The organism is Streptomyces sp. A0642 (assembly GCF_004795105.1).
Taxonomy (GTDB): Bacteria; Actinomycetota; Actinomycetes; order Streptomycetales; family Streptomycetaceae; genus Streptomyces.
The window spans coordinates 97635-124137 of the sequence record NZ_SSBL01000017.1 but is presented as its reverse complement, the minus strand read 5'-3'; the positions used below and the strand labels follow the sequence as shown (position 1 = coordinate 124137).

27 protein-coding genes and 1 pseudogene are annotated in these 26503 nt (G+C 72.3%); 13 read left to right on the top strand and 15 right to left on the bottom strand.

The window, feature by feature from the left end:
* Window positions 1-275: 275 nt before the first annotated feature.
* The 3 genes and pseudogenes from E6R60_RS25305 to E6R60_RS25295 form a co-directional block, all read right to left on the bottom strand.
* The gene (locus E6R60_RS25305) at window positions 276-845 is read right to left on the bottom strand and encodes a hypothetical protein (RefSeq protein WP_136328942.1); all 570 of its coding nucleotides are present in this window, start codon (window positions 843-845) and stop codon (window positions 276-278) included.
* A gap of 299 nt (window positions 846-1144) precedes the next feature.
* Window positions 1145-1798: a hypothetical protein gene (locus E6R60_RS25300; protein ID WP_136328941.1), complete on the bottom strand. Its 654-nt coding sequence runs from the start codon at window positions 1796-1798 to the stop codon at window positions 1145-1147.
* Window positions 1799-1802: 4 nt separating this feature from the next.
* Window positions 1803-1970: pseudogene (locus E6R60_RS25295) on the bottom strand (DUF397 domain-containing protein); the annotation flags it as partial.
* Window positions 1971-2124: 154 nt separating this feature from the next.
* On the opposite strand from E6R60_RS25295, the gene E6R60_RS25290 reads away from it, so the two are divergent.
* The 4 genes from E6R60_RS25290 to E6R60_RS25275 all read left to right on the top strand — a co-directional run bounded on the left by E6R60_RS25290 (window position 2125) and on the right by E6R60_RS25275 (window position 5102).
* Window positions 2125-2520 carry a hypothetical protein gene (locus E6R60_RS25290; RefSeq protein WP_136328939.1) on the top strand — a complete coding sequence of 132 codons (396 nt, stop codon included), beginning with the start codon at window positions 2125-2127 and terminating at the stop codon, window positions 2518-2520.
* 110 nt (window positions 2521-2630) lie between these two features.
* Window positions 2631-3668, top strand: a complete 1038-nt coding sequence (locus E6R60_RS25285) for a hypothetical protein (protein WP_136328938.1) — start codon at window positions 2631-2633, stop codon at window positions 3666-3668.
* Between the two features lie 96 nt (window positions 3669-3764).
* A complete protein-coding gene (locus tag E6R60_RS25280) occupies window positions 3765-4418 on the top strand; it encodes a TetR/AcrR family transcriptional regulator (RefSeq protein ID WP_136328937.1) in 654 nt (217 codons plus the stop codon).
* A gap of 90 nt (window positions 4419-4508) precedes the next feature.
* Complete coding sequence (locus tag E6R60_RS25275) at window positions 4509-5102, top strand: cupin domain-containing protein (protein WP_136328987.1); 594 nt, start codon at window positions 4509-4511, stop codon at window positions 5100-5102.
* On the opposite strand, the gene E6R60_RS25270 is transcribed toward E6R60_RS25275, so the two are convergent.
* Entirely contained in the window at window positions 5038-5793 is a 756-nt protein-coding gene (locus E6R60_RS25270; protein WP_136328936.1) for a GDSL-type esterase/lipase family protein, read from the bottom strand. The two genes, E6R60_RS25275 and E6R60_RS25270, sit on opposite strands and share 65 nt — an antisense overlap.
* Before the next feature lie 58 nt (window positions 5794-5851).
* On the opposite strand from E6R60_RS25270, the gene E6R60_RS25265 reads away from it, so the two are divergent.
* On the top strand, window positions 5852-6850 hold the full coding sequence (locus E6R60_RS25265; protein WP_136328935.1) for a WD40 repeat domain-containing protein: 999 nt from the start codon (window positions 5852-5854) through the stop codon (window positions 6848-6850).
* Between the two features lie 7 nt (window positions 6851-6857).
* On the opposite strand, the gene E6R60_RS25260 is transcribed toward E6R60_RS25265, so the two are convergent.
* On the bottom strand, window positions 6858-7253 hold the full coding sequence (locus E6R60_RS25260; protein WP_136328934.1) for a PPOX class F420-dependent oxidoreductase: 396 nt from the start codon (window positions 7251-7253) through the stop codon (window positions 6858-6860).
* A 99-nt stretch (window positions 7254-7352) separates the two neighbouring features.
* On the opposite strand from E6R60_RS25260, the gene E6R60_RS25255 reads away from it, so the two are divergent.
* Window positions 7353-7895: a GNAT family N-acetyltransferase gene (locus E6R60_RS25255; RefSeq protein ID WP_136328933.1), complete on the top strand. Its 543-nt coding sequence runs from the start codon at window positions 7353-7355 to the stop codon at window positions 7893-7895.
* Here E6R60_RS25255 and E6R60_RS25250 read toward each other — a convergent pair.
* The 8 genes from E6R60_RS25250 to E6R60_RS25215 form a co-directional block, all read right to left on the bottom strand.
* On the bottom strand, window positions 7875-8504 hold the full coding sequence (locus E6R60_RS25250; RefSeq protein WP_136328932.1) for a Uma2 family endonuclease: 630 nt from the start codon (window positions 8502-8504) through the stop codon (window positions 7875-7877). The genes E6R60_RS25255 and E6R60_RS25250 overlap by 21 nt on opposite strands.
* 150 nt (window positions 8505-8654) lie before the next feature.
* The gene (gene serC, locus E6R60_RS25245) at window positions 8655-9773 is read right to left on the bottom strand and encodes a phosphoserine transaminase (protein WP_136328931.1); all 1119 of its coding nucleotides are present in this window, start codon (window positions 9771-9773) and stop codon (window positions 8655-8657) included.
* A gap of 127 nt (window positions 9774-9900) precedes the next feature.
* Window positions 9901-11109: a cytochrome P450 gene (locus E6R60_RS25240; protein ID WP_136328930.1), complete on the bottom strand. Its 1209-nt coding sequence runs from the start codon at window positions 11107-11109 to the stop codon at window positions 9901-9903.
* Window positions 11106-12371 (bottom strand): cytochrome P450, encoded by a 1266-nt coding sequence (locus E6R60_RS25235; RefSeq protein WP_136328929.1) that lies wholly within the window; start codon window positions 12369-12371, stop codon window positions 11106-11108. The genes E6R60_RS25240 and E6R60_RS25235 overlap by 4 nt, the downstream gene beginning before the upstream one ends.
* Window positions 12368-13018 carry an ATP/GTP-binding protein gene (locus tag E6R60_RS25230; RefSeq protein WP_136328928.1) on the bottom strand — a complete coding sequence of 217 codons (651 nt, stop codon included), beginning with the start codon at window positions 13016-13018 and terminating at the stop codon, window positions 12368-12370. The genes E6R60_RS25235 and E6R60_RS25230 overlap by 4 nt, the downstream gene beginning before the upstream one ends.
* A complete protein-coding gene (locus E6R60_RS25225) occupies window positions 12999-13364 on the bottom strand; it encodes a DUF742 domain-containing protein (protein ID WP_136328927.1) in 366 nt (121 codons plus the stop codon). Before E6R60_RS25225 ends, E6R60_RS25230 begins: the two co-directional genes overlap by 20 nt.
* Window positions 13361-13789 carry a roadblock/LC7 domain-containing protein gene (locus tag E6R60_RS25220; RefSeq protein WP_136328926.1) on the bottom strand — a complete coding sequence of 143 codons (429 nt, stop codon included), beginning with the start codon at window positions 13787-13789 and terminating at the stop codon, window positions 13361-13363. The genes E6R60_RS25225 and E6R60_RS25220 overlap by 4 nt, the downstream gene beginning before the upstream one ends.
* Window positions 13786-15279: an ATP-binding protein gene (locus E6R60_RS25215; protein ID WP_136328925.1), complete on the bottom strand. Its 1494-nt coding sequence runs from the start codon at window positions 15277-15279 to the stop codon at window positions 13786-13788. Before E6R60_RS25215 ends, E6R60_RS25220 begins: the two co-directional genes overlap by 4 nt.
* Before the next feature lie 332 nt (window positions 15280-15611).
* Here E6R60_RS25215 and E6R60_RS25210 point away from each other — a divergent pair, with 332 nt between their 5' ends.
* Together E6R60_RS25210 and E6R60_RS25205 are read left to right on the top strand one after the other, a co-directional pair.
* Window positions 15612-18497: an FAD-binding and (Fe-S)-binding domain-containing protein gene (locus tag E6R60_RS25210; protein ID WP_136328924.1), complete on the top strand. Its 2886-nt coding sequence runs from the start codon at window positions 15612-15614 to the stop codon at window positions 18495-18497.
* 270 nt (window positions 18498-18767) lie between these two features.
* Window positions 18768-19721, top strand: a complete 954-nt coding sequence (locus E6R60_RS25205) for an EamA family transporter (protein WP_136328923.1) — start codon at window positions 18768-18770, stop codon at window positions 19719-19721.
* Between the two features lie 43 nt (window positions 19722-19764).
* Here the strand turns inward: E6R60_RS25205 and E6R60_RS25200 are convergent, their stop codons facing one another.
* Window positions 19765-20160 (bottom strand): nuclear transport factor 2 family protein, encoded by a 396-nt coding sequence (locus E6R60_RS25200; protein ID WP_136328922.1) that lies wholly within the window; start codon window positions 20158-20160, stop codon window positions 19765-19767.
* Between the two features lie 87 nt (window positions 20161-20247).
* On the opposite strand from E6R60_RS25200, the gene E6R60_RS25195 reads away from it, so the two are divergent.
* Window positions 20248-21048, top strand: coding sequence for a helix-turn-helix transcriptional regulator (locus E6R60_RS25195; RefSeq protein ID WP_136328921.1), 801 nt, complete (start codon window positions 20248-20250; stop codon window positions 21046-21048).
* Window positions 21049-21079: 31 nt separating this feature from the next.
* On the top strand, window positions 21080-21598 hold the full coding sequence (locus E6R60_RS25190) for a DinB family protein (protein ID WP_136328920.1): 519 nt from the start codon (window positions 21080-21082) through the stop codon (window positions 21596-21598).
* A gap of 74 nt (window positions 21599-21672) precedes the next feature.
* Here the strand turns inward: E6R60_RS25190 and E6R60_RS25185 are convergent, their stop codons facing one another.
* The gene (locus tag E6R60_RS25185; protein WP_240802678.1) at window positions 21673-22134 is read right to left on the bottom strand and encodes a GNAT family N-acetyltransferase; all 462 of its coding nucleotides are present in this window, start codon (window positions 22132-22134) and stop codon (window positions 21673-21675) included.
* Between the two features lie 203 nt (window positions 22135-22337).
* Between E6R60_RS25185 and E6R60_RS25180 the strand changes: the two genes are divergently transcribed.
* The 3 genes from E6R60_RS25180 to E6R60_RS25170 are packed head-to-tail and all read left to right on the top strand — an operon-like array spanning window position 22338 to window position 26436.
* The gene (locus tag E6R60_RS25180; RefSeq protein ID WP_136328918.1) at window positions 22338-23132 is read left to right on the top strand and encodes a TIGR03084 family metal-binding protein; all 795 of its coding nucleotides are present in this window, start codon (window positions 22338-22340) and stop codon (window positions 23130-23132) included.
* A complete protein-coding gene (locus E6R60_RS25175; RefSeq protein WP_136328917.1) occupies window positions 23129-24841 on the top strand; it encodes an acyclic terpene utilization AtuA family protein in 1713 nt (570 codons plus the stop codon). The genes E6R60_RS25180 and E6R60_RS25175 overlap by 4 nt, the downstream gene beginning before the upstream one ends.
* Window positions 24838-26436 (top strand): carboxyl transferase domain-containing protein, encoded by a 1599-nt coding sequence (locus E6R60_RS25170; protein ID WP_136328916.1) that lies wholly within the window; start codon window positions 24838-24840, stop codon window positions 26434-26436. The genes E6R60_RS25175 and E6R60_RS25170 overlap by 4 nt, the downstream gene beginning before the upstream one ends.
* Window positions 26437-26503: the final 67 nt, after the last annotated feature.

Genomic DNA, 26503 nt, shown 5'->3' with positions numbered 1-26503 from the left:
TCATCACGGTTCCTCCATGAAGTGGACATTTCCTCTGCAAGTCGACTGTCACGAATCGATCTCGACATGTTCTGTGCTCGGCAAAGATGGATGGTATGTCCATCTATAGGATGAAAGAAAAGTGGAAAATTCTCGATCCACGCGTACGCGTTCCGACCGTGCCCGAACCCCCCATGTGTACATAGGGAATTGCCGTTCGAGGCGCTTTCGGCTGGGGAGGGCGCGCACGCCGGGCCGGGGCGGGGATGGGCCGAGGAGGCCCTCGAACGCCTTGCTCAGGCGGCGTTCGCGGACGCGGCCGGGCTGCCTGGACGGGAACGGGCCAGGGGGGCGAGGCCGGCCATGAGGGCGAGGGCGGCGACCGGGAGCAGATCAAGGTTCACGGCGATGAGGAGAAAGGCGACGAGGACGAGTGCGGGACTCCGGACAGGCAGCCGTCGGGCCGTGACCAGCATGACCAGCAGGGTGAGGATGCCGAGCTGGAAGGCCAGGGGCCCCACGAGTTCCAGGAGTTCGGGCAGCGGCGCGGCGTCGTCGAAGCGTGGGAACAGGTCGCCGGCGATCACCCACAGGAAACACCCGGCGCCGGACACTCCGGCCACCATGGCCGCTCCGGCGGCCGCCCGTCTCCGCACCGTCTCGGTGGGGACCAGGCCGCGCAGCTCCACGACCAGCGCGCCGAGCAGGAGGAAGGCGGCGAAGAAGAAGGCGTGGCCGACGTTCCAGGCCGGTCCGGGCCCGTGGTGTCCGTCCCTGCCGTCAAGGAGGCGGAACACCCCGTAGAGAAACAGGAACAGCGGAACGAGCAAGGCGAACAGGCGAGTTGTGCGCGTCGTTTCGGTCATGCGTCCACCGTCGCGGAGGAGCGGGACGCGGGCTATCGGGAGGATCCCTCATGCAGCCCGGAGGTGCGGCCCCTAGGGCGTGTTTCGAAAGTCCCGCCTGCCCTGCGGGCGGACGGCGCTACTTTCGAAACACGCCCTCAGGGCTGTCCCGCAATTTCTGGCGGGCGCGCGACGACGGCTACGGCACCTCGCCGCGTCGTCGAAACACCCGAATACGCCCCGTACGCGGGCGTCTCTCCGCCTTGCGACGCACCGCATCCGACGCCGCGCGCTGATCCACCAGGAAGTGCGGGACAGCCCTAAGGGCCGATGAGGCGGAGGGGGCTGTGGGGCCGCGGGGCGTCCTTCCGGGAGGGGAACGCCTCGTCGATCGTGGGGACCGAGAGGTGGCCGGACGTCATCGCGTCCAGGACGTCGTCCACCCGCAGGTAGCGGCCCTGCTGGACGGGCGGCGAGACCTTGCCGATGGTGCCGGCCTCACTGAGGTGGAAGACGGTCCACTTCTGTTGGTAGGCGTCCAGGGGCTCCCCGTCCCGCACGATCTGCCGCGTCCGCGGGCTCACGCTGCGGGTTCCGTCGATCTCCTGGTTGACCGTCTCCACGGCGTCCACGCCGAAGACCAGCCCGGTGCCGCCGCGTTGGTACATCACGAGCATCCGGGGGCGGGCAAGAGCCACATGCTTGCTGGTGTGCGGGCAGATGTACGCGCGGTGCGTGGCGAGATCGAGCATGGCCTGCTCGTTCGCGGGGACGATGACCGCGTGGTGGTGCAGGGAGCGGAACCAGCCGAGCGCGGCTTCCTCGTCCCACACGAGCTTGTTGCGATTACGGAATGCGGGCTCTGGGGCCAGCCCCCGGTACGCCAGCAACTCGATGCCGCGCGGCGGCCGGTCCACCAGGGCCCCGAAGTCAGCACGGGTGAGGACTTCGGGCAGATCGTCGAACCAGGTCATCGGGCTATACCACCGTGTGCTTGAGGAAGGCCGACCAGGCGGCGGGGGAGAGCGTGAGGGAGGGGGCGGTGAGGTCCTTGGAGTCGCGGACGTGGACGGTGTGGGGGCGGGTGGCGACCTCGACGCAGTGGCCGCCCTGGCCGCCGCTGTAGCTGGACTTGGTCCATGCGAGGTCGGTGCTCATGCGTCCTCCGCCACCTCCTCGATCAGATTCAGCACGGCCCCACCTCAAGTGCGCAACAGCGCACAGGCGCCTTGTGTCCCTGATCACGCTACGTGTGAGCGCCGACGCTGTGTGTAGGGATCAGAGAAATTCACCGGACCTGATGTCCTCCTGGATTTCCGCGCCCGGTCACGCGCTCCGTCTCGCCGGGATCCACTTCGACGCCGTACGGATGATCGGCATCCCGGGCGAGCAAGTGGCCTATGAGGTCATGCAGTTCGCCGACTTCTGTGCCGGGCCCGTCATCCGGTCGTGCGTCGGTGTGCGGAGCATGTACGTCCTGCTGCCGCCCGGGAGTGCGCGCGCACCGGTGGCCCGTCGGGGCCGAGGCGTTGGTGCGGGAGGAGGCGGCGTTCGTGGGGTGGCCGCCATGCGCGGGCTGACGTACCCGCTGGACTGGCGTTCCCTGCGCACCGCTCAAAGCCCGTTCGTGGATGCGGAACTGCTGTTCGAGCTGCTGCGGGAGGTGGTCGACGACGAGATTCGTGATGTACGGTGATCGCGTTATTACGCTCCGTGCGCTTCAGCGCATGGGGCGGCCCCCGGAGGTGCGCCAACACCGTTGCCGAGGGCCTTCACCCCGCGATGGACAAGTGAGGTCCACCGAGAATGCTTTGTCATGCTATCTCGCCGTCCTACGGCTATGTGAAGGCGTCGCACGACGTCGTCCGTCATCCGAAGCTCAACAGCGACGCGAAGATCCTGATCGCCTACGTGCAGGGCCTCCCCGAGAAGTGGTCCGGCAGGCCCCTCGGTGAGCACGCCAAGCGGCTGGGCCTGAAAGGGCGCGCCTACCAGAAGGCCAAGGGGCAGCTCAAGGAGAACGGGTTCGTCCACGAGTGGCGACGCCAGGACGGCGGCGGGCTCTGGGTGACCGATCAGCTCCTGTCGACTGTCCCGCTCACGGACCGCGAGGCTCGTCGCGTTCATGGCGAAAGAGCCGAATCGCCGCAGGCGGGACCGAGTGAGCACTATCCGACGGTCGGTCGACCGAGTGCTCGGTCGGTCGGTGGTCACCTACCTGAAGGTGAAGAACGGGAGAAGAACTCCTCCCACCCACCCACCGAAGATCCCGCGCTTGCGAGCGAGGCGGAGGTGGAGCCCGAATCGGACCAGGCCGTGGAGCCCGAACTGACGGACCCGCACGTCAGGGAGGCCGAGCGCGTGTTGCTCTCCCTCCGGCACGCCGACCGCCAGTTGCGTCTCGGGGCCCGTGAGGCCCGGCGTCTGGCCGTGACGGCCGCTGAATGGCTGCGGCGTGGAGTCGATGCAGCCGGGCTGCGGCTCGCGCTCACCAGGGGACTGCCCGAAGGCGGGGTGAGATTTCCCTTCGGGTTCCTGGGCAAGCGGCTCGACACCATGATGCCGTCCCCGCTACGCGTGGAGGAGCCCGCCGCTTCCGTCCGGGAGGCTGTCAGGGGGTTCATCGTGTGCGAGGCGCGGCAAGAGGGCCCCGAGCACGTCTTCCGGCCCAGGAGTGATGAGGAGACCGTGTGCGGGCCGTGCGGGCAGGAGGCCGCCTGGGAAGCGCACACGCTCAAGTGGGAGCCGCTGCCCCCGGGTGACCACTACGAGAGGCCCGAGCCGCTGCCCTGGCGCGAGCGCGTCGCGGCCCTTCAGGCGGCGGACGCGTCCGCCGCCGAGTGAGGCGTACGGCTGTTCGCCGTGTGGCGGTAGTGCCGTTGACGTGGTGGAGCGAGGAAAGTGGGCCCGGGGGCCTGGACGGCTGACCGAGGAGGACCGATGGCGGATGCCGTGATGGAGCTGTGGAACGGAGTGCGGGCGGCGCGCGACCCCGCGTGGGTGCGCGGGCAACTCCTGGCCGCCGGGCGGACCTTGTTCGCCGTGTACGGCTACGCCCGCACCACCGTCGAGGATCTGTGCGCTGCCGCGCACGTGGAAGTGCGGGACTTCTACCGCGAGTTCGAGTCGCGCGAGGCCCTGCTCGTCGATCTGTACGACGAGGTGGCGACGCGGGGCATGCGGGCGTCCGAGGCGGAGCTGACCGCCGAGGGCATGGAGACCTGTCCGACCGAGGAGCGGGTGCACAGGCTCTTCGACGCCTATGTGCGGGCCGTCACCCGGGACCCGCAGGAGGCGAGGGTGGCCTTCGTCGAGGTGCTCGGCGTGAGCAGGGAGATGGACGATCACCTCACGATGTGGCGGTCCGTGTGGGTCGCGTTCCTGACGCAGGAGGCCGAGCGCGCCAGGCAGCGGGGGCACGGGGTCGACGGGAACCTCGACGTGGTGGTGAAGGTGCTGACACGGTCCGTCGACGAACTCCTCGCCCATCACGGCCGCCGCCCGCGCCAGGTGCCGCCCGCCTGGCTGACCAGCGAGTTCACCCGGCTGTCCATGGCCATGATCGGTCCGGTGGGCGGGTCCGGAAACGTCTGAGGACGCCTCCGGTTGACAACACCGCTTGCCGGGACGGCAAATGGAGACATGGCAGCGGACGTGGTGGGAGCAGAGGGCGGCGGCAGCGCGATGGGGGACGACGAGCTGTCGTCCGTGCTGACCGGCGTGGGACCGCGGCTGCGCGCGTTGCGCACCGTGCGCGGGACGACGCTGGCGCAGCTGAGCGAGACGACCGGGATCTCGCTCAGCACGCTCTCCCGGCTGGAGTCCGGCGGCCGCAAGCCGACGCTGGAGCTGCTGCTTCCGCTGGCGAAGGCGTACGGGGTGCAGCTGGACGAGCTGGTCGGGGCCCCGGAGACGGGGGACCCGCGGGTCACGTTCCGGCCGATCAAGCGGCACGGCTCGATGTTCGTGCCGCTCACCCGGCACCTCAGCGGGGTGAACGCGTACAAGCAGGTCATTCCCGGGGCGACGGGGAAAGAGGCCCGGCCCGAGCAGCGGGTGCACGAGGGGTACGAGTGGCTGTACGTGCTCTCGGGCCGGCTGCGGCTGCTGCTCGGCGAGCACGACCTGGTGCTCACACCGGGCGAGGTGGTCGAGTTCGACACGCACACCCCGCACTGGTGGGGCGCCGCGGGGCCGGAACCGGTGGAGGTCCTCAGCCTGTTCGGACCGCAGGGGGAGCGGATGCACGTACGGGCGAAGCCGACGGGGAAGGGATGAGGGGGATGCTCGCGGTCCGGTACGGGCCGCCCAGCCCCCACGCCTGGTGCATCGCGTCGGCGTAGGCCGCCGCGAGTCTGTGTTCGCCCGACGGGCCGGGGTGGGTGCCGTCGTACGTGTCCGTGTGGATGTCGTAGCCGGCCGGGTGCGAGGCCAGGAGCAGCGGGGACGCTGCCGTGTCGAGGTCGGCCACCGTCTTGGCCAGGAGTTCGTTGAAGCGGGCGCACTCGGCGGCGAAGGGGGCGTCGGACTCGGCCCGCACGTTCGGTATGACGGGGAGCAGGACGCATCTGATGTGCGGGTTCGCCGCGCGGGCGGCGGTGAGGAAGGCGCGGGCGTTGGCCGCCGTCTGCGTGCTGTCCGTGTAGAAGCCGAGGTCTATCAGGCCGAGGGAGACGAGCAGGACGTCCGCCCGGTGCTCGGCGACCGTGCCCGCGATCACCGGGGCCATGTGCAGCCAGCCCTCGCCCCAGCCGGCCAGGTGGCGGCGGGCTCCGGTGGGGAAGTCCTCGGCGGCGTACGCGTACGAGACCGGGGTGCCCGTGCCGGGGTCGTACAGCTCGGTGCGCGGGCCCACGAGCGCGTACGGGCCGTCGAAAGACGCTTCGAGGTGCTGCCACAGGCGGTAGCGCCACGTGAAGTCACCGGCGCGTCCGATGGTCATGGAATCGCCGACACACATGAAACGCATGGCGCCATCATGGCCGATCATGGCTCCGGCCTGCGACGTGACGATGGACACTTGTGCCATGCGTGCGTACCGACTGACCGTTTCCACCGCCGCCGCGCTGCTGTCCTTCGCGGCGGCGGCGGTTCCCGCCCTGGCCGACGACGGGGACGCCGACCGGAGCTTCACGATCGAGGACCCGCGGATCACCGAGTCCAGCGGCCTGGCGGCCAGCCGCGCCCACCCGGGGGTCTACTGGACGCACAACGACAGCGAGGACGGGCCGTACGTCTTCGCCGTCGACTCCCGCACCGGGAAGACCGTCGCGCGGATCACCATGAAGGGCGTCGGCGCCCCCCGCGACGTGGAGGCCATCTCGCTGGGCCCGGACGGGAACCTGTACGTCGGCGACATCGGCGACAACCTGAACGGCAGCTGGGACCACGTCTGGATCTACCGCTTCCCCGAGCCGAAGACGCTCCGGGACGCGACGGTCAGGGCCACACAGTTCGACGTGAAGTACGCCGACGGCCCGCGCAACGCCGAGGCGCTGATGGTCCACCCGAAGACGTGCCGCGTGTACATCGCGTCGAAGAACGAGGACGGCGGCGGGCTGTACGAAGGACCCGCGAAGCTCACGACGGGCGGGGACAACGTGTTCCGGCGGGTCGGCGAGGTGCCGTGGGTGACGGACGGGGCGTTCTCGCCGGACGGCAAGGAGCTGGTGCTGCGCTCGTACTTCAGCGCGCGCGGTTACGCCTTCGCGAAGGGGCGGCTCGGCAAGGACTACCCGGTCGAGTCGCCGCTGCTCGGGCAGGCCGAGTCGGTGACGTACACGGCGGACGGTTCGGCGCTGATGTACGGCTCCGAGGGGGCGCGGAGCGACGTGGTGCGGGTGGACCTGAAGAGCGGCGGGGGCGACGGGCCCGCGCGGGCGGGCGGGAGACCACCGTCGTCCGGGGCGGACAGCGCCGGAGGCGGCGACGGGGTGCCGGTGAAGGGCACCACCCTGACCGGGATCGCGGTGCTCGCCGGGATCGGGCTGCTGCTGTTCCTGGGAAGGCGGCGCCGGCAGGGGTGAGCAGCCCTCAGGGGTCGAGCGGGCGGATCTCGTAGTGCAGCGTCCTGTCACGCTTGAGGCGGTGCGCGAGGGGGACGAGGACGCCCTGCACGACCGGGTGCTTGCGGGACAGCATCCGGGCGGCGTGCGTGTTCTCCTTCGATCCGGCCTGGAGGAGGCGGGCGTGCGCGGTGATCTGCGGCCCCGTCGGCCGGCCGCGCAGCGTGCACGGGCCGATCCTCACGACGGGGTGGTTGCGCATCCGCTCCACCTTCCACGCCGAGGAGAACGTACGGACGTAGGCGTGGTCGCCCTCGACGGCGATGTTGACGGGGGTGTGCGCGTGGGTCCCGTCCTGCCGCCGCGTGCTGAGCCGCACGGTGTACTGCTTCACGAACGGCTTCAGCTCGGGGATCGCCTCCATGCCTTCCATGGTCCACAGCCGCGGCGGCGTGTCATCTGCGCGGGTGGGGCGGAACGAGCGTTTCGAAGGCGCGAGCGAGCCCGCATAAGGTCATCGGTCATGACGACCGACACCGGCCCCGCCCCCTTCTCCACCGCCCGCCTCGATGCGGAGCCCCTGCGGGTCGCGCACGCGGACGAGATGGCGACGGTGCTCGACGATCCCGCCCTGCACACCTTCACCGGCGGTGTTCCGGAGGACGCGGAGACCCTCAGGGCCCGCTACGAACGGCAGACCGCCGGGTCGCCGGACCCGGAAGAGCTCTGGTGGAACTGGGTGCTGCGGGTCCGGGGTGAGGACCGCCTCGCCGGCTACGTGCAGGCGACGGTGCGCGGCACGCAGGCGGAGGTCGCGTGGGTGATCGGCGCCGGGTGGCAGGGGCGGGGCTTCGCCAAGGAAGCGGCGGTGGGCCTGGTGGCGCACCTGGGGGAAGCGGGACTGCTCCGCACGGTCGTCGCGCACATCCACCCCGAGCACGCCGCCTCCGCTGCGGTGGCCGCTGCGGCTGGGCTCATGCCGACCGGTGAGTGGGAGGACGGCGAGGAGCGGTGGCGTCGGGACACCCCGGCGAGCTCTGGGTCCTCAGTCGCCGGACGGGCTTGATTTCGCTCGGCCGGCCTTGATCAGTGCGGCGACGTCGAGCGTCACTTCGGCTCCGATGGAGTCGGGGAGCGGAGCCTCCTGGCCCGGGGCGTACACCTCGTGGCGGTCGTAGGCGCCGCCGACGGGCTCCGTCAGGACGTGGACCCGGCTGTGCTTGCGGTCGAGGACCACGTAGACGGGGATCTTGGCCTCGGCGTATGCCGCGACCTTGTGCCGCAGGTCGCTCTTGTAGTTGCTGGAGGTGACCTCCAGGACCAGGCGGAAGACGGCCGGGTCGTAGCAGTTGTTCTCGAGTCTGTGCGCGTCGAGATCGGCGTCGACGAGGGCGAGGTCGGGGATGGCGTAGTCCTCGGGGCCGCCCGGCAGCCAGAGGCCGATGCCCTGGAGGACTCTCGACTCCTCACCGTGGAGTCCTGCGGCGAGGAACGGGATCATGAGTGTGGTCAACGCGTCCGCGTGCGGGCCGTCCGGGGGTGGGGCCACGGTGATGACGCCTCCGATGATCTCGACGCGACGTCCGGGAAGCTGCTCCGCGAGCCTGTCGGCTTCTTCGAGCAACGACAGTTCCGGCTCGTCGTCACAGGGGTGCTCGACTGCTGCTGCAGACATTGCGGCCCTCCTGAACTGGCTGGTGGCGAGACCATCATCGTAGGGCGGACCGGCCGCAGAGCGTGTTTCCGGCATATGCCACTCGGCCGAGTGAAGCAGAAACGGCCCTGCACACCTCGCGGTGCGCAGGGCCGTTCCGGAGCGTACGGACTACAGCTTCTCGATCACGTAGTCGATGCACGCCGTCAGCGCCTGGACGTCCGACGGGTCGATCGCCGGGAACATCGCCACGCGCAGCTGGTTGCGGCCCAGCTTGCGGTAGGGCTCCGTGTCGACGATGCCGTTGGCGCGCAGGGCCTTGGCGACGGCCGTGGCGTCGATCTCGTCCGCGAAGTCGATCGTGCCGATGACCTGCGAGCGCTTGGCCGGGTCCGTGACGAACGGGGTCGCGTACTTCGACTCCTCGGCCCAGCCGTACAGGTGGCCGGAGGAGGCGGCCGTGCGGCCGGTGGTGAAGTCCAGGCCGCCCTGGGTGTTCATCCACGTCAGCTGCTCGTTCAGGAGGAACAGCGTGGCGAGTGCCGGGGTGTTGTACGTCTGGTTCTTCAGGGAGTTGTCGATCGCCGTGGGCAGCGAGAAGAACTCCGGGATGTGACGGCCGGAGGCGTGGACGCGCGCCGCGCGCTCCAGGGCCGCCGGGGAGAACACGCCGATCCACAGGCCGCCGTCGGAGGCGAAGGACTTCTGCGGGGCGAAGTAGTAGACGTCCGTCTCGGTGATGTCGACGGGCAGGCCGCCGGCGCCGGAGGTGGCGTCCACCAGGACCAGGGAGCCCTCGTCGGCGCCCTCGACGCGCTTGACGGGCGCGGCGACGCCGGTCGAGGTCTCGTTGTGCGTGAAGGCGTAGACGTCGACGCCCGCCTCGGCCCGCGGGTCCGGGTGGGTGCCCGGCTCGGAGGCGATGACGGTCGGGTCGGCCAGCCACGGGGCGAGCTTGGCGGCCTTCGCGAACTTCGACGAGAACTCGCCGAAGTTGAGGTGCTGGGACTTCGACTCGATCAGACCGTGCGTCGCGATGTCCCAGAAGGCGGTGGAGCCGCCGTTGCCCAGGATCACCTCGTATCCCTCGGGGAGGGAGAAGAGGTCGCGCACGCCGTCACGCACCGCGCCGACCAGGTTCTTCACCGGGGCCTGGCGGTGGGACGTACCGAGAAGGGACGTACCGGTGGCGGCCAGCGCGTCGAGCGCCTCCGTCCGCACCTTGGAAGGACCGGCGCCGAAGCGTCCGTCGGCGGGCTTGATGTCAGCGGGAATCTGGATGTCGGCCACGAGTCGGAGCGTAGTCGCTCGGCGGAGCGGCTACATGCCCTGTCCGTCGGATGAGACAGGAGGTCCGACTCGTGGGCCTTGGAGGTACGTCCGTACGGGGGGCCGCCCCCTGCCGTACGCGGCCGGGTCAGCCCAGCTCGACCGGCAGGTCGAACAGGTCGTTCTGGGTGACGATCGGCTTGTTGCGCAGCTCGGACGCCGGTACGGCCAGTTCCAGCTCCGGGAAGCGCTCGTACAGCGCGGGGAGGGCGACCCCGGCCTCCAGGCGGGAGAGCGCGGCGCCCGGGCACACGTGCGGGCCGTGGCCGAAGGCGATGTGGCGGTTGGGGGAGCGGGTCGCGTCGAACTCGCCGGCGGTCGGGCCGTGCTGCGCCTCGTCCCGGCCCAGCGCGCCGAAGGACACGATCAGGGCCTCGCCCTTGGGGAGGACCTTGTCGCCGACCGCCACGTCCTCCGTGGCGAAGCGGATCAGGACGTGGGAGGTGGGGGTGTTCCAGCGCAGGGTCTCCTCGATCACGTTCTCCCAGGAGATCTCGCCGTTCAGGACCCGCTTGCGCTGCTCGGGGTGGGTCTCCAGGGCGACCACGGCGTTCACGATCAGGCTGATCGTCGTCTCGTGGCCGGCCGCGATGATCAGCTGGAGGGTGTTGACGATCTCCTCGTTGGTGAGGTGGTCGCCGTCCTCGGAGGCGGCGATCAGGGCGCTGGTCAGGTCGTCGCCCGGCTCGGCCCGCTTCGCGTCGACGATCTTCGTGAAGAGCGCGCCGAGGTCCGCCATCATCTGCGGGACCTCCTCCGGGGGCGTCTGCGTCGAGAAGAACTTCTCGAACAGTGCCTTGAGGCGGGGGTGGTCGGCGGCGTCGACCCCCATCAGTTCGCTGATGACGTTCATCGGCAGCGGGTAGGCGAACTCGGCCTTCAGGTCGACCTTCTCGCCCTTGGGCAGGGCCGCGAGCCGGTCCAGGCTCGCGGTCGTCAGCGCCTCGATGCCCGCGCGCAGCCGCTCCACCCGCTTCACGGTGAGGGCCTGCGCGACCAGGGTGCGCAGCCGGCGGTGGTCGGCGCCGTCGACGGTCAGCATGGAGCGGCCCGGGTTGGCGAGGCCGATCAGCGGCCAGTCCATCGGGATCTCGCCGCGCTGCCAGGCGCCCCAGACGTTGATGTCCTTCACGATCCGCGAGTCGGTCAGCAGCTGCCGCGCCTCCGCGTGGTGTGTGACCGCGTAGCAGTGCACCCCGCCGGGCAGCTCCACCTCGGCGAGCGGGCCCGCGGCGCGCAGGGCCGCGCTCTCGCCGTCGAGGTCGGCGACGAAGGGGTCGAGGACGATGCGGGTCATATCTGGCCTCCGGCGGCGGGTCCTGTGGCGGGTGTGGGCGTGAAGGCGACGGGCAGGTCCGTCAGGCCCCGCAGCCAGGGGGAGGGGCGGCGGGTGAGCTGCTCGGCGGGGACGTCGAGGTCGATGTCCGGGAGGCGGTCCAGCAGGACCTCGATGCCGGTACGGGCGATGACCTCGGCGGTCTCCTGGGCGGGGAACGGGCAGCGGTGCTCGCCGTGGCCGAAGGAGAGGAAGGCGTTGTTGCCGCCGGTCAGGGCGGAGCCGTCGGTGCGGACCTGCGGGTCGGCGTTGGCGGCCGCGATGCCGAGGAGCAGCAGGTCGCCGGCCTGGATGTGCCGGCCCCCGAGGTGGGTGTCGCGCGAGGCCCAGCGGCCGGCGACGTTCTGCGTCGGGGTGTCCTCCCACAGGACTTCGTTCATGGCTTCGGCGACGCTGTGCCGGCCGCCGGAGAGGGAGGCGGCGAAGCGGTCGTCGGTGAGCATGAGCCGCAGGGAGTTGCCCATCCAGTCCGCGGTGGGCTGGTGGCCGGCGGCCATCATGACCATGAGGTCCTGGGCGATCTCCTCGTCCGTGAAGCCGCCGGGGTCGGCCAGCATCCGGGTGGCGACGTCGTCGCCGGGTGCGGCGTGCTTGTCGGCCAGCAGCTGGAACATCGTGGTGGCGAGGTGCTGCTGGCCGGCCAGGGCGCGTTCCCGGCCGTCGATCATGTCGTTGATCGAGCCGACGAGCGCGTCGCCGGTCTCGTCGCTGACGCCGTAGATCCTGGCCAGGACGCGGGCGGGGAGCAGCATCGCGTACTCGGCGATGATGTCGGTCGAGCCCTTGGAGCAGAACCGGTCGATGAGTTCGTCGGCGAACTCCTCCGCGTACCGCTTGAGGGCGAACGGGTCGACCGCCTCCAGGGCGTTGCTGATCATCCGGGCGCGCTCGACGTGCCGGGGGCCGACCGTGTAGAGGATCGACGGCTGCTTGCGGCCGATCATCGGGAGCAGCGGCCAGTCGCCGGGGATGTGCTCCCACTGGTTCCAGAGGTCGGAGTCGCGGCTGAACAGCACGGGGTCGCTGGTGACCTGGTGCAGTTCGCGGTAGCCGAGGATCAGCCAGGCGGGGACGTCGCCGTCCAGGACGACGGGTGCGACGGCGCCGTGGTCGCGGCGCATCTCCCGGTACAGCTGGGTGGGTTCGCTCTGGAACCGGGGCCCGGACAGGGGCACGCGGCCATGCGCGGGGCAGCCCGGGGGCGGTTCGGGGGGCTGGGTCACGGGGTGGGCTCCGGGGTCTTCTCCGGAGCGGTTTCCGGACGGGCGGCGGCGAGGGCGGGTGCGGTGCGCCGCGAGAGGGCGTAGAGGTGCTCCACGAGCGTGATCAGGACGTACTTGCTGGACGACCGGTCGCGGGCGTCGCACTCCACGAGCGGGACGTCGTCCGAGAGGGCGAGCGCCTCACGGATCTGCTGCTCGGTGTGGAGCGGGCCGCCGAAGTCGTTGCACGCCACGATGAACGGGGTGCCGTGGTGCTCCAGCCGGTCGATGGCGTACCAGGAGTCGGCGAGGCGGCGGGTGTCGACGAGGACGACCGCGCCGAGGGTGCCGGAGAACAGCCGGTCCCAGAGGTACCAGAAGCGTTCCTGGCCGGGTGCGCCGAAGAGGTAGAGCACCGAGCGTGCGTCGAGCGTGATCCGGCCGAAGTCGAAGGCGACCGTGGTGGACGTCTTCGACTGCACCCCGTCGAGGTGGTCGACGGCCTCGCCCGCGCGGGTCATCGTCTCCTCCGTGTTGAGCGGACGGATCTCGCTCACGGATCGGACCATGGTGGTCTTGCCGACCCCGAAGCCACCGACGACGACTATTTTCAGTCCGTTGTCGGCCGTGGCCTGCAGGGCGGCACGGTCAGAGGTTGCGGAGTCCAACGAGCACCTGTTCCAGGATGTCGGGGTCGGGGAGCCGGTCCGCGACACGGGCGGTACGGGGGTGGCGGGCGCTGATCCGGCCGGTGTCGAGCAGATCGCACAGCAGGATGCGCACGATGCTGACGGGCAGGTTCAGTCCGGCGGCGAGTTCGACGACGGCGGTGGGCCGTTCGCACATCCGCAGGATCGTGACGTGCTCCGACTGCATGCCGGGGGACGGCTCGCATTCGGAGACGACCAGGGTCACCAGGTCGAAGGCGGCCGAATCGGACCGGCTGCGGCCACCGGTGAGGGTGTACAGCCGGTCCGGGTCGTCGTCCCGGCCGGGGCGGGGGCGCGGGGTCATACGGCCGCGGTTTCGGCGGCCTCGGCGGGCTCGCGGGGCGGGGCGACGAGGTGCTCGCCGAGCTGTTCGACGAGCTCGCTCATGTTGTGGCCGACGAGGCCGACGTCGGCGTCCTCGGAGGCGACGACCGCGAGGTGGGCGCCCGCCCCCGCCTCCACGATGAACAGCACGCCGCCGTAGAACTCGGCCATCGCCGAGCGCACGCCGCCGGTGCCGTCACCGAACTCGACGGACGCGCCGTGCGAGAGGCTCTGGATTCCGGCCGAGATCGCGGCCAGCTGGTCCGCCTGGTCGACGGAGAGCTCGGGGGTACGGCACAGCTTGAGGCCGTCCCTGGACAGCACGAGGGCGTGACGGGCGCCGGGGGTGCGCTCGAGGAGCCCCTCCAGCAGCCAGTTGAGCTTCTCGTCGGTGGTCGCGGTCATCGGGTGTTGCCTTCCGGGTGCGGGGAGGTGGGGCGTACGGCCTGGCGGAAGCTGCTGAAGCGCGCTGCCTGGGTTCTGGCATCGGCGGCACGGGGCCGGGGGGCGGTCCCGTCCGTCGTTCCGGGCTCCGACGACGCGTCGGAGTCGACGGCCGCCCGGGCGCGGGATTCGGCGGCGGCCAGGGTGCGGCCGCGCGAGCGCTTGGGCAGGCCGCTCTCGCCGAACCGGGGGAGGCCGCCGGTGGTCTCCGAGCCGGAGTCGGAGCGCAGGGGCTCCTGGGTGCGCAGGGCGGTGGGGGCGGGCGCGTCGCCGGGGCGGTCGGAGCCGGAGGTGTGGACCGGTTCGGGCTCGCGCGGGGCGGGCACGGCAGGCGCGGCGGCGGGCTCGGGGGCCGATACCGGGGCGCGGGTGATGATCTCATGGGGGAGCATCATCAGCGCGCCCGTGCCGCCGCGCGCGGAGGGCCGGAACGAGACGGTCAGACCGTGCTTGCGGGCGAGGCGTCCGACGACGGCGAGGCCGAGGCGGGTGCCGGACAGGCCGGTCAGGTCCTGGTCGGTCGCGGAGACGGCGCGCTCCGCGCGGCGCAGCTGCACGTCGCTCATGACGAGTCCGCTGTCCTCGACGGTCAGCACGATGCCGGCCGGCACCTCTTCCACGTACACATGGACCTCGGCCGTGGGCGGCGAGAAGTTCGCGGCGTTGTCGAGGAGTTCGGCCAGGGCGTGCATGACGCCCTCGGCGGCGTGGCCGGCGATGGCGACGTCGCTGGTCGAGTGGAGCCGGATCCGCTGGTATCCGCTGATCCGGCCCATCGCGCCGCGCAGGATGGACTCCATCACGATCGGCTTCGCCCAGCGCCGTCCGGAGCGGGCGCCGGTCAGCACGGCGATGGAGTCGGCCAGCCGGCCCGCCTGGGCGGTGCGGTGGTCGAGGTGCAGCAGGTCGCCGAGGACGTCCTCGGCGGAGTGCCGGTGCTCCATGTCGCGCAGGTCGGCGAGCATGCTGGTGGCCAGCGCCTGCATCCGGCCCGCGGCGTTGGCGCAGGCGGCGACGGCGGCGGAGCGTTCGGTGTCACTGCGGGCGGCGCGGGCCTTGAGGCGCGCGTTGTCGGCGGTGAGCCGCTCGGCGGTGGCCGCGGCCTCCTGGGCGACGCGGGCCGTCTCGGCGGCCGCCGCGGCCTTGATGCGGGCGGTCTCGGCGGTGAACCGCTGGGCGTCGGCGGCGGACGCCGACACCATCCGCGAGGTCTCCGCGGTGAACCGGCCGGTCTCGGCGGCGAGCAGTTCGCGCAGCCGGCGCGCGGTGATGCGGGCGTGGACGGCGGTGGCGACGGCGGCGGAGAGCAGCAGCGCTGCGGCGCTCGACCCCCAGGCCACTGCCGTCCTGGCCGAGTCGGGAGCGACGGCGGTCGCCCACAGGCACAGGGATCCGGTGAGGGCCACGGTGACCAGCAGGGCCAGTGCGGTCGGCCGGGTTGAGGGGCGCAAGCGGAGTCCTTGGGAGGCGGGCGAACGGAGAGGGGCGGAGGACGGTCGGAGCGGGGCGTGCGGTCGTATGACGGGGGTGGGACGTACGAGTGGTGATCAAATGCGACAACTGGAACAGAAGATTCCCAGACAAGTCTGGGTCACTATATGAGAATTGACGATCTATTTGGGAAGAACTTGTGGTGTTCTCTGTTTCATTTGTGTGTTCAGCCCGGGCAGTTCCGGTCGACTGACGTTCAATCGGCGTTCATCCGCACACATCGGCGCAACTGTCCGGACCCCCCGGTCAGGTCCGCCGGGCGAGGCGGCCGGTCCGGGGGCATGCTGGCCGGATGGCACCCGACGACGCCCCGCACGCCACCGCCCCCACCGCACTCGCCCGTGAACTGCGCGCCGCATTGCGGGCTTCCGTACGGGGCGAGGTCGCGTTCGACGCCACGGCGCGGGCCCTGACGACGATGGACGCCTCCAACTACCGGCGGGTCCCGCTCGGCGTCGTCGCCCCGCGCGACGCCGACGACATCGCCGCCACGCTCGCCGTCTGCCGCGCGCACGGGGTGCCCGTCGTGCCGCGCGGCGGCGGGACGTCCATCGCCGGGCAGGCCACGGGCACCGGCGTCGTCCTCGACCTCACCCGCCACCTGCGCACCGTCGTGGACCTGGACGCCGCCTCCCGTACCGCCGTGGTCCAGCCGGGCGTCGTCCTGGACGATCTGCGGGCCGCCGCCGCGCCGCACGGGCTGACCTTCGGCCCGGACCCCTCCACGCACAGCCGCTGCACCATCGGCGGCATGATCGGCAACAACTCCTGCGGCTCCCACTCGGTCGCCTGGGGCACCACCGCCGACAACGTGCACGCACTGACCGTCGCCCGCTACGGCGGCGACATCCTGCGCCTGGAGCGGGGCGCCGAGGGCCCCGCCGGAATCCGCGACGTGGTCGCCTCGAACCTCGCCCTCCTGCGCACCGGCTTCCCCGACCTCCCGCGCCGCATCTCCGGATACGCCCTCGACGCCCTGCTGCCCGAGAACGGGCCCGACCCCGCCCGGGCCTTCTGCGGCAGCGAGGGCACGCTCGGCGTGGTGACGGAGGCGACGCTCCGGCTCGTCGAGGCGCCCGCCGCCCGCGCGCTCGCCGTCCTCGGCTACGCCGACGAGCCGGCCGCCGCCGAGGCCGCCCCCGGCCTCCTCCCGTACCGCCCGCTGACCGTCGAGGGCATGGCCGCCGACCTCGTACGCGAACCGGCCGGGCTGCCCCGCGGCGGCGCCTGGCTCTTCGCCGAGACGGGCGGCGCCACCCCGGCCGAGGCCCGCGCCCACGCCGAACGCCTGGTGCGCGCCGCCTCCGCCGACGCGGTGGACGCCGCCGTCGTCACCGACCCGGCCGGGCAGCGCGCCCTGTGGCGGATCCGGGAGGACGCGGCCGGCACCGCCACCCGGATCTGGGGGTCCCCCCACGACGGAGTCTCCGGGGGGAGCACGGAGGCCTGGCCCGGATGGGAGGACTGCGCCGTGCCGCCCGCCCGGCTCGGCCCCTACCTCCGCGACTTCCGGGCCCTGCTCACCGAGCACGGCCTGCGCGGCACGCCCTACGGGCACTTCGGCGACGGCTGCATCCACGTCCGCATCGACTTCGACCTGCTGACCGGCGCCGGCGTGGCCCGGTTCCGCCGCTTCTCCGAAGACCTCGCCTCGCTCGTCGTCGCCCACGGCGGTTCCCTGTCGGGCGAACACGGCGACGGCCAGGCGCGCGCCGAACTGCTCCCCCGGATGTACGGGGACGAACTCGTCTCCCTCTTCGCCCGGTTCAAGGACCTCTGGGACCCCGACGGCGGCATGAACCCGGGCATCCTCGCCCGCCCGGCCCGCCTCGACGAGAACCTCCGCTTCGAGGTGCTCCCGAAGAAGCCGGTCGACGTCGCCTTCGGCTACCCGCACGACGGCGGCGACTTCTCCGCCGCCGTGCGCAGGTGCGTCGGAGTCGCCAAGTGCCGTACGGAGACGGTCTCCGGCCCGTCCGTGATGTGCCCCTCCTTCCGCGCGACCGGCGAGGAGGCCCACTCCACCCGCGGCCGGGCACGGCTGCTCCACGAGATGCTCGCCGGAACCGCGGGCGGGGTGATCACGGACGGCTGGCGCTCGACGGAGGTACGGGACGCGCTCGACCTGTGCCTGTCCTGCAAGGGCTGCCGCAGCGACTGTCCGGTGGGCGTCGACATGGCCACGTACAAGGCGGAATTCCTGCACCACCACTACCGCGGCCGGCTGCGCCCGGCCGCGCATTACGCGCTGGGGTGGCTGCCGCGGTGGCTGCGCCTCGCGTCCCCCTTCGCGGGCGCGCTGAACGCGCTGGCCCGGATGCGCCCGCTCGCGGCCCTGGCCAGACGGGCGGCGGGCATCGCGCCGGAGCGGGGGATCCCGGTCCTGGCGCGGGAGACGTTCACGCGGTGGCTGCTGCGGCGCCAGGGCGGGGGGACGTCCCTCCCCTCCGCCGGCCCGGTGGCGCTCCTGTGGCCCGACACCTTCACCGAACATCTCTCACCCGAGGTGGGCCGGGCGGCGGTCCGCGTGCTGGAGGCGGCGGGGCGGACGGCGCTGACGCCCGGGAGCGGCCTGTGCTGCGGCCTCACGTACGTGTCGACCGGGCAGCTGGACCGGGCGCGCAGGGTGATGCGCCGCACCCTGGACCGGCTGGGCGGCGTGCCCGGCAGCCCCGTGATCGTCCTGGAGCCGAGCTGTGCGGCGACGCTCCGGACGGACCTCCCGGAACTCCTCCCGGACGACCCGAGAGCCGCCGGACTCGCCGCGTCCGTCCGCACGCTGGCCGAGTACCTGGAGGAGTACGCCCCCGACTGGCAGCCCCCGCGCCTGGACCGCCCGGTCACCGGCCAGACCCACTGCCACCAGCACGCGGTGCTGGGCGATGCGGCGGACCGGCGCCTGCGGGAGCGTGCCGGACTGGAGGGGGACCTGGTGGGCGGCTGCTGCGGCCTGGCGGGCAACTTCGGCTTCGAGCGCGGCCACGCGGAGGTGTCGGCGGCCTGCGCGGAGGACCAGCTGCTGCCCGCGGTGCGGGGCGCGTCCCAGGATGCGGTGGTCCTGGCGGACGGCTTCTCCTGCCGGACGCAGCTCGCCCAGCTGGGGGACGTGCGGGCGAGGCACCTGGCGGAGGTGCTGGCGGAGGGGCTGGAGGGGCGGACGCCACTGCGCGCTCGCTGAGCGGGTGCGTGCACCGGCAGCCCGAGTCCGCCGCTGCCTGCCGCTCGATGTCCGCCGCCGCCCGCACCGGCGGCCCGAAGCGGTGGCGGGTGCGGCGGTGGGCGGGATCGCGGCCCATTCGCCGCGCGCCGGCTGCGCAGCTTTACCGTGGTGGGGTGCGCCGCACGGAGCGAGTGCAGTATCTTCGATTTCGTAGTGCAGTCTGCTGGACCGCCGCCCCGATGATCCCGACGAACCCGTACCGCGTGAACGCAGAAGGACAGGCCACAGGTGAACGACCAGGGCACCTCCGCAGAACCGGCCGCGGCCGCGGTCGCCGTCCCCGAGGCGGTCAGCGCCCTCGGTGAGCAGGACGGCGCCCGCGCCGGTGGGCGCCGGGCGGCGCTCGCCCCGGTCGCCCTGGTGGTCGCGGGCGGGCTCTCCGTGCAGTTCGGTTCCGCGGTCGCGGTGCTGCTGATGCCGAAGGCCGGCGCGCTCGGTGTCGTCACCCTGCGGCTCGCCGCCGCGGCCCTCGTCCTGCTCGTCGTCTGCCGCCCGAAGCTGCGCGGCCACTCCCGCGCGGACTGGGGCACGGTGGTGGCCTTCGGCCTCGCCATGGGCGGCATGAACACGCTCTTCTACCAGGCCGCCGACCGCATCCCGCTGGGCGCCGCCGTGACCCTGGAGGTGCTGGGCCCGCTCGCCCTCTCGGTGTTCGCCTCGCGCCGCCTCGTCAACGTGGTCTGGGCCGGCCTCGCGCTGGGCGGTGTGCTGCTGCTGAGCGGCGGCGGCTTCGACCGGCTCGATCCGGTGGGCGCCGCGTACGCCCTCGGCGCCGGTGCCATGTGGGCGGCGTACATCGTCTTCAGCGCCCGCACCGGCCGCCGCTTCCCCCAGGCCGACGGGCTGGCCCTGGCGATGGTGGTGGCGGCCGTCCTCTCGTTGCCGCTCGGCATCATGGAGTCCGGCTCGAAACTCCTCGTCCCGTCCACGCTCGGCCTCGGCGCCGCCGTCGCGCTGCTGAGCTCGGTCCTCCCCTACACCCTCGAACTCATGGCACTGCGCCGGCTGCCCGCGCCCACCTTCGCGATCCTGATGAGCCTGGAACCGGCGATCGCGGCCACGGCCGGCTTCCTCGTCCTGGACCAGGCCCTGTCCACGACGGACGCCCTGGCCATCGCGCTCGTCATCGGCGCGAGCATGGGCGCGGTACGCAGCCAGGTGCGGGGCGCCCGGAAGGTGTGACGGGACGCGCCCGGCACGCTCGTGCGCCGGGCCCGCGGGGCGCTCAGTGTGCGCCGGGCTCCCACCACGTCAGGTGGGCGGCCGCCTCGGACACCGGCTCGATGATCTCCCAGCCCTCCGCGATCAGCCCGTCCTCGATCCGCCAGATGTCGACCACGGCGATCTCCGGCCCGGCGCCGGGGAGCCGGCGCCGCGAGTGCACCACCACGTGATCACCGTCGGCCAGCAGATGGCTGATCTCCACGCGCATACCGGCGAGGGGTACGAGGGCCCTCTCCACGGCGGCCAGCCACTGCGCCTTGGCCGAAGAGGCCGAGTCCGGCCGGTGATGGACGAAGTCGTCGCTCAGCAAGGTCCCGAGCCCGTCGGTGCTCCCGGTCTCCAGCAGGGTCGCCAGCGCCCGCCGGACGATGTCCTTGTTCTCGTTCTCCGTGGTCATGGACGCATGCTCGCGCCGCAACGGGGGGCTTGTCGATGAAGTCGCATGTCATGGCGCGCGGCTCCGGGACGACTAGGATCGCTGACCGTGCGGACGGTGGGAGAGCTCCTACGGCAGTGGCGGCGCCGCAGGCGCGTCAGCCAGCTCGATCTGGCGATCGCGGCCGGCGTCTCGGCCCGTCACGTCAGCCTGGTCGAGACGGGCAGGTCCCGCCCGAGCGCCGCCATGGTCCTGCGGCTCGCGGAACAGCTGGACGTGCCCCTGCGTGAGCGCAACCGGCTGCTGCTCGCGGCCGGCTTCGCACCCCGGTACGCCGAGCGCCCCCTCGGAGACGAGGCGCTGTCGGCCGCCCGGGACGCCGTCGCGAGGGTGCTCCGTGCGCACGAGCCGTACCCGGCGGTGGCCTTCGACCGGCGGTGGGACATCGTGATGGCCAACCGCGCGCTCGAGCCGTTCCTCGCCGGCGTCGACCCCGAACTGCTCAGACCGCCGGTGAACCTGCTGCGGCTGGGACTGGACCCGCGCGGATTCGCGCCTCTGGTCGTGAACCTGGCGGATGTGCGCACGCTGTTCCGCTCCCGGGTCGGGCGTCAGCTCGCCGTGGCCCCCGACGCCCGGCTCAGCGCGCTCTACGAGGAACTGCTGGAGGCCGGTCCCGGGCCGGAGGACCCTTCGCGCCGGTCGATCGCGTCCGACGCCGACGTCGTGATCCCGATGGTCCTCCGCTTCGGCGGGCGAGAGCTACGGCTGTTCTCGACCATCACCACGTTCGGCACGCCGATGGACATCACCCTGGACGAGGTCGCGATCGAGCTGTACTACCCGGCGGACGACGACACGGCCCGCCACTTCCGGCAACCGGCCCCTGAACCGGGCGGCCGAACCTAGGGTGGTCGCCACACCCGAACGGGAGGCACACATGCCCGAACGCGACGATCTGCTCGCACTCGTGACCGATCAGCGCACCAATTTCCTCTACACCGTCGCGGAACTCGACGAGGCCGGGGCGCGCGCCCGCACGACCGTCAGCGAGCTGACGCTCGGGGGACTGCTGAAGCACCTCGGCCTCGTGCAGCGCAGCTGGCTGGACGTGATCGCGGGCACCGCCCCTGCCAAGGTCGAGTGGGCCGACCTCGACCCCGACGGCAACCGGATGACCGACGCCGACACGCTGCCCGGACTGCTGGAGGCCTTCCACGCCGCTGCGGCCGCGTTCGACCGTACGGTGCGCGAGGAGGCCGACCTCGACCGTGAGGTCACGCTGCCGGCGTACCCGTGGTCGCCCCCGGAGCCCGTCGTCTGGTCGGTCCGCCGCATCCTCTGGCACATCTTCCGCGAGATCGCCCACCACAGCGGCCACGCCGACATCATCCGCGAGGCGCTGGACGGCGCCAGCACGACGGCGAAGATGGCCGAGGCGGCGTCCCGGGGCGAGTGACGTTCGGTCCCCCGTCGTCCGCCCGTCACCGGGGCGAGTGACGGTCGGTCCTCCCGCCGTCCGGCGCGTGAGGGTCAGCCGATCCGCCGGGCCAGTACCTGACCCGGCCATTCCCCGGCCAGGAAGCGAGTGGTGGGGGCGAAGCCGTTGCGCTCGTAGAAGGCGACCAGCTCGCCCCCGCCGCCCGCCCAGCAGTCGACCCGCAGCAGCGGGACACCGGCCCGCCGGGTCTCCTCGGCGGCATGGGCCAGCAGGGCCGCGCCGATCCCCAGGCCCGCGTGCCGCCGGTCGGAGACCAGCAGCCGTACGTACCGCTCGGGCTCCTCGGACGTCGGGATGGGCACCTGCGGGCTGGGGCCGTCGCCCAGGACCAGGGTTCCGACGGGGACGCCGTCCAGCTCCGCCATGTACGGGGCGCACTCCGTCGTGTAGCGCTGGATCCGCTCCACCCCGCCGGGCTTCCGCGAATACGGTGTCGTGCCCCACTGCTGGGTGTTGCCGCGCCCGTTCATCCAGGCCACCGCCCCGTCGAGCATGTCCAGAATCGCGGGCGCGTCGGCCGGGCCGCCCGGCCTGATCCGTATGGCACGTGCCGTCTCGTAGTCCACGGCGGAAGCCTAAGGGCCGTCCCGCACTTAAGGCCGGACCCGTGCGAAAAAATCATGCAAGCGTGCTTGATTGTTTTACGTCCCACTGGCAGGCTCCACGGCACACCGCCACGCCCCGAGGGGAGCGCACCGTGTCCGATGCCGCATCCGTGCTCGACGATCTGCGCAGCGAAAGCAATCAACTCGACCTGCTCGTAGCCGGGTTGAACGCCGCCCAGTGGGCGGGGGCGACCCCCGCCGAAGGATGGACCATCGCCCACCAGGTGGCCCATCTCAGCTGGACCGACGAGGTCGCGCTGCTCTCCGTGACGGAACCCGACCGGTTCGGCGACGAGGTCGCCAGGGCGATGAAGGACCCCGAGGGCTTCGTCGACCGGGCCGCCGATGAGGTCGTCGCGGCGTACGCCCCGGACGCGCTGCTCGTCCGCTGGCGCACCGGCCGGGAGCGGCTCCAGGAGGCCCTGCGGGCGGCGCCTGCGGGGACGCGGTTCCCCTGGTACGGGCCGCCGATGAGCGTGGCCTCCATGGCGACCGGGCGGCTCATGGAGACCTGGGCCCACGGCCAGGACGTCGCCGACGCCCTCGGGGTCACCCGCGCCCCCACCGCCCGGCTGCGGCACGTCGCGCGGATCGGGGTGCGGGCCCGTGACTACGCCTTCCTCGTCCGGGGGATCCAGGCGCCCGGCGAGGAGTTCCGGGTGGAACTGGAGGGCCCGGACGGTGAGTCGGTCGCGTACGGCCCCGAGGACGCCGCCCAGCGCGTCACCGGCCCGCTGCACGACTTCTGTCTGCTCGTCACGCAGCGCGCCCACCGTGACGACCTCGCCGTCCGGGCCGAAGGGGCCGACGCCGACACCTGGCTGGACATCGCTCAGGCCTTCGCGGGGCCCGCAGGGGTGGGGCGCGCGCCGCGGGCGGGCCGATGACCGGGCCGCTGCGGATCGGCAACGCCTCCGGGTTCTACGGCGACCGCTTCGACGCCCTGCGCGAGATGCTCACCGGAGGCCCCCTCGACGTCCTCACCGGCGACTACCTCGCCGAACTGACGATGCTCATCCTGGGCCGCAGCCGGCTCAAGGACCCCGGGCGCGGCTACGCCACCACGTTCCTGCGCCAGCTGGAGGAAGGGCTCGGGCTCGCCCACGAACGCGGCGTGAAGATCGTCACCAACGCGGGCGGGCTCAACCCCGCCGGACTCGCGGACGCCGTGCGGGACCTGGCCGGAAAGGTGGGCGTGCCCGTGCGGGTGGCGCACGTCGAGGGCGACAGCCTCCCCGTGCCCGACGGTTACCTCACCGCCAACGCCTACCTCGGCGGGGCGGGCATCGCCGCCTGTCTCCGGGCCGGCGCCGACGTCGTCGTCACGGGCAGGGTCACCGACGCCGCCCTCGTCACCGGACCCGCCGCCGCCCACTTCGGCTGGGGGCCGAAGGACCACGACGCGCTCGCCGGAGCCGTCGTCGCCGGGCACGTACTGGAATGCGGCACCCAGGCCACCGGCGGGAACTACTCCTTCTTCCGGGGCCACGACATCCGCCGCCCCGGCTTCCCCCTCGCCGAGATCCACGCCAACGGAACCTCCGTCATCACCAAGCACGACGGCACCGGCGGCGTCGTCGACCTCGGCACGGTCACCGCCCAGCTGCTGTACGAGACCGGCGGCGCCCGGTACGCGGGCCCCGACGTCACCACCCGGCTCGACACCGTGCGGCTGTCCCCCGACGGCCCGGACCGGGTCAGGATCTCCGGGGTGCGCGGCGAGGCCCCGCCGCCCACGCTCAAGGCGGGGCTCACCCGGCTCGGCGGCTGGCGGGGCGAGGTCGTCTTCGTCCTCACCGGGCTCGACATCGAGGCCAAGGCACAGCTCGTCCGCGACCAGATCGGGGACGCCTTCGCCCGGGCCGGGCGGCAGCCGGAAGAGGTGCGGTGGGAGCTCGCGCGCACCGACCGGGCCGATGCCGCGACCGAGGAGACGGCGAGCGCCCTGCTGCGGCTCGTCGTCCGCGACCAGGACCCCGACGCCGTGGGGCGCGCCCTGTCCGGCGCCGCCATCGAGCTGGCCCTCGGCAGCTATCCGGGCTTCCACGTCACCGCCCCGCCCGGAAAGGGCGCGCCCTACGGGGTGTTCGAGGCGCGGTACGTACCGGCCGGGGACGTGCGCCACGTGGCCGTGCTCCCCGACGGGCGGCGCGAGGCGCAGGAGCCGGCCGCCCGGACACGGGCCCTGGAGGACGTCGAGCAGCCGCCGCTGCCCCCGCCGCCCGAGGGCGGGCCCACCCGCGGCGCCCCGCTCGGGCTCGTCGCCGGAGCCCGCAGCGGCGACAAGGGCGGCGACGCCAACGTGGGGGTCTGGGTCCGCAGCGACGAGGCCTGGCGGTGGCTGGCCCACGAGCTGACCGTCGACCGCTTCCGGGAACTCCTTCCGGAGACCGCCGCGCTCACCGTCGTACGCCATGTCCTGCCCAACCTGCGCGCCCTGAACTTCACCGTCCACGGGCTCCTCGGCGAGGGCGTCGCCGCCCAGCACCGCTTCGACCCGCAGGCCAAGGCCGTGGGGGAGTGGCTGCGCGCGCGCCGCCTGGAGATACCCGTGTCCCTGCTCGACAGCGCGACCGCACCGGAGGTGCACGCATGACCGTCCTGCCCACCGGGCTAGACACCGCGAGCCCCGAATACCGCGCGAACCGCGCCGCCATGCTGGACAAGCTCGCCGAACTCGACGCCGCACACACCTCCGCCCTGGGCGGCGGCGGCGAGAAGTACGTCGAGCGGCACCGCTCGCGGGGCAAGCTGCTCGCCCGGGAGCGGATCGAGCTCCTGGTGGACGAGGACAGCCCGTTCCTGGAGCTGTCGCCGCTCGCCGCCTGGGGCAGTGACTACGCGGTCGGCGCCTCGCTCGTCACCGGCATCGGCGTGGTGGAGGGCGTCGAGTGCCTGATCACCGCCAACGATCCGACCGTACGCGGCGGCGCCTCCAACCCGTGGACGCTGAAGAAGGCCCTGCGCGCCAACGAGATCGCCTTCGCCAACCGGCTGCCCTGCATCAGCCTGGTCGAGTCCGGGGGCGCCGATCTGCCGTCGCAGAAGGAGATCTTCATCCCGGGCGGGGCGCTCTTCCGCGACATCACCCGGCTGTCCGCCGCCGGCATCCCGACCGTGGCCGTCGTCTTCGGCAACTCCACCGCCGGAGGCGCGTACGTCCCCGGCATGTCCGACCACACCGTCATGATCAAGGAACAGTCCAAGGTCTTCCTGGGCGGACCGCCCCTGGTGAAGATGGCCACCGGTGAGGAGAGCGACGACGAGTCGCTGGGCGGCGCCGAGATGCACGCCCGCACCTCCGGTCTCGCCGACCACTTCGCCGTCGACGAGCACGACGCCCTGCGCCAGGCCCGCCGCATCGTCGCCCGCCTCAACTGGCGCAAGGCGCACCCCGACCCGGGCCCCGCCGAGCCGCCCAAGTACGACGAGGACGAGCTGATCGGCATCGTGCCCGGTGACCTGAAAGTTCCCTTCGACCCGCGCGAGGTCATCGCCCGGCTGGTCGACGGCTCGGACTTCGACGCGTTCAAACCGCTGTACGGGACCAGCCTGGTCACCGGGTGGGCGCGGCTGCACGGCTACCCCGTGGGCATCCTCGCCAACGCGCAGGGCGTGCTGTTCAGCGAGGAGTCGCAGAAGGCCGCCCAGTTCATCCAGCTCGCCAACCAGCGCGACATCCCGTTGCTGTTCCTCCACAACACCACCGGCTACATGGTCGGCAAGGAGTACGAGCAGGGCGGCATCATCAAGCACGGCGCGATGATGATCAACGCGGTGTCGAACTCCCGGGTCCCGCACCTGTCCGTCCTGATGGGCGCCTCCTACGGCGCCGGGCACTACGGCATGTGCGGCAGGGCCTACGACCCGCGCTTCCTCTTCGCCTGGCCCAGCAGCAAGTCCGCGGTCATGGGCCCGCAGCAGCTCGCCGGGGTCCTGTCGATCGTCGCCCGCGCCTCGGCCGCCGCGAAGGGACGGCCGTACGACGACGAGGCGGATGCCGGGCTGCGCGCCATGGTCGAGCAGCAGATCGAGTCCGAGTCCCTGCCGATGTTCCTGTCCGGGCGGCTCTACGACGACGGGGTCATCGACCCGCGCGACACCAGGACCGTCCTCGGGCTGTGCCTGTCCGCCCTCCACACCGCACCGGTCGAAGGCGTCCGCGGCGGCTTCGGCGTCTTCCGGATGTGAGGAGCACCTCCCTGCGCGGCTCGACCGCCGCCCCCGTGGCAGCGGTTCCCCGCCGGCGGGTCCCTCG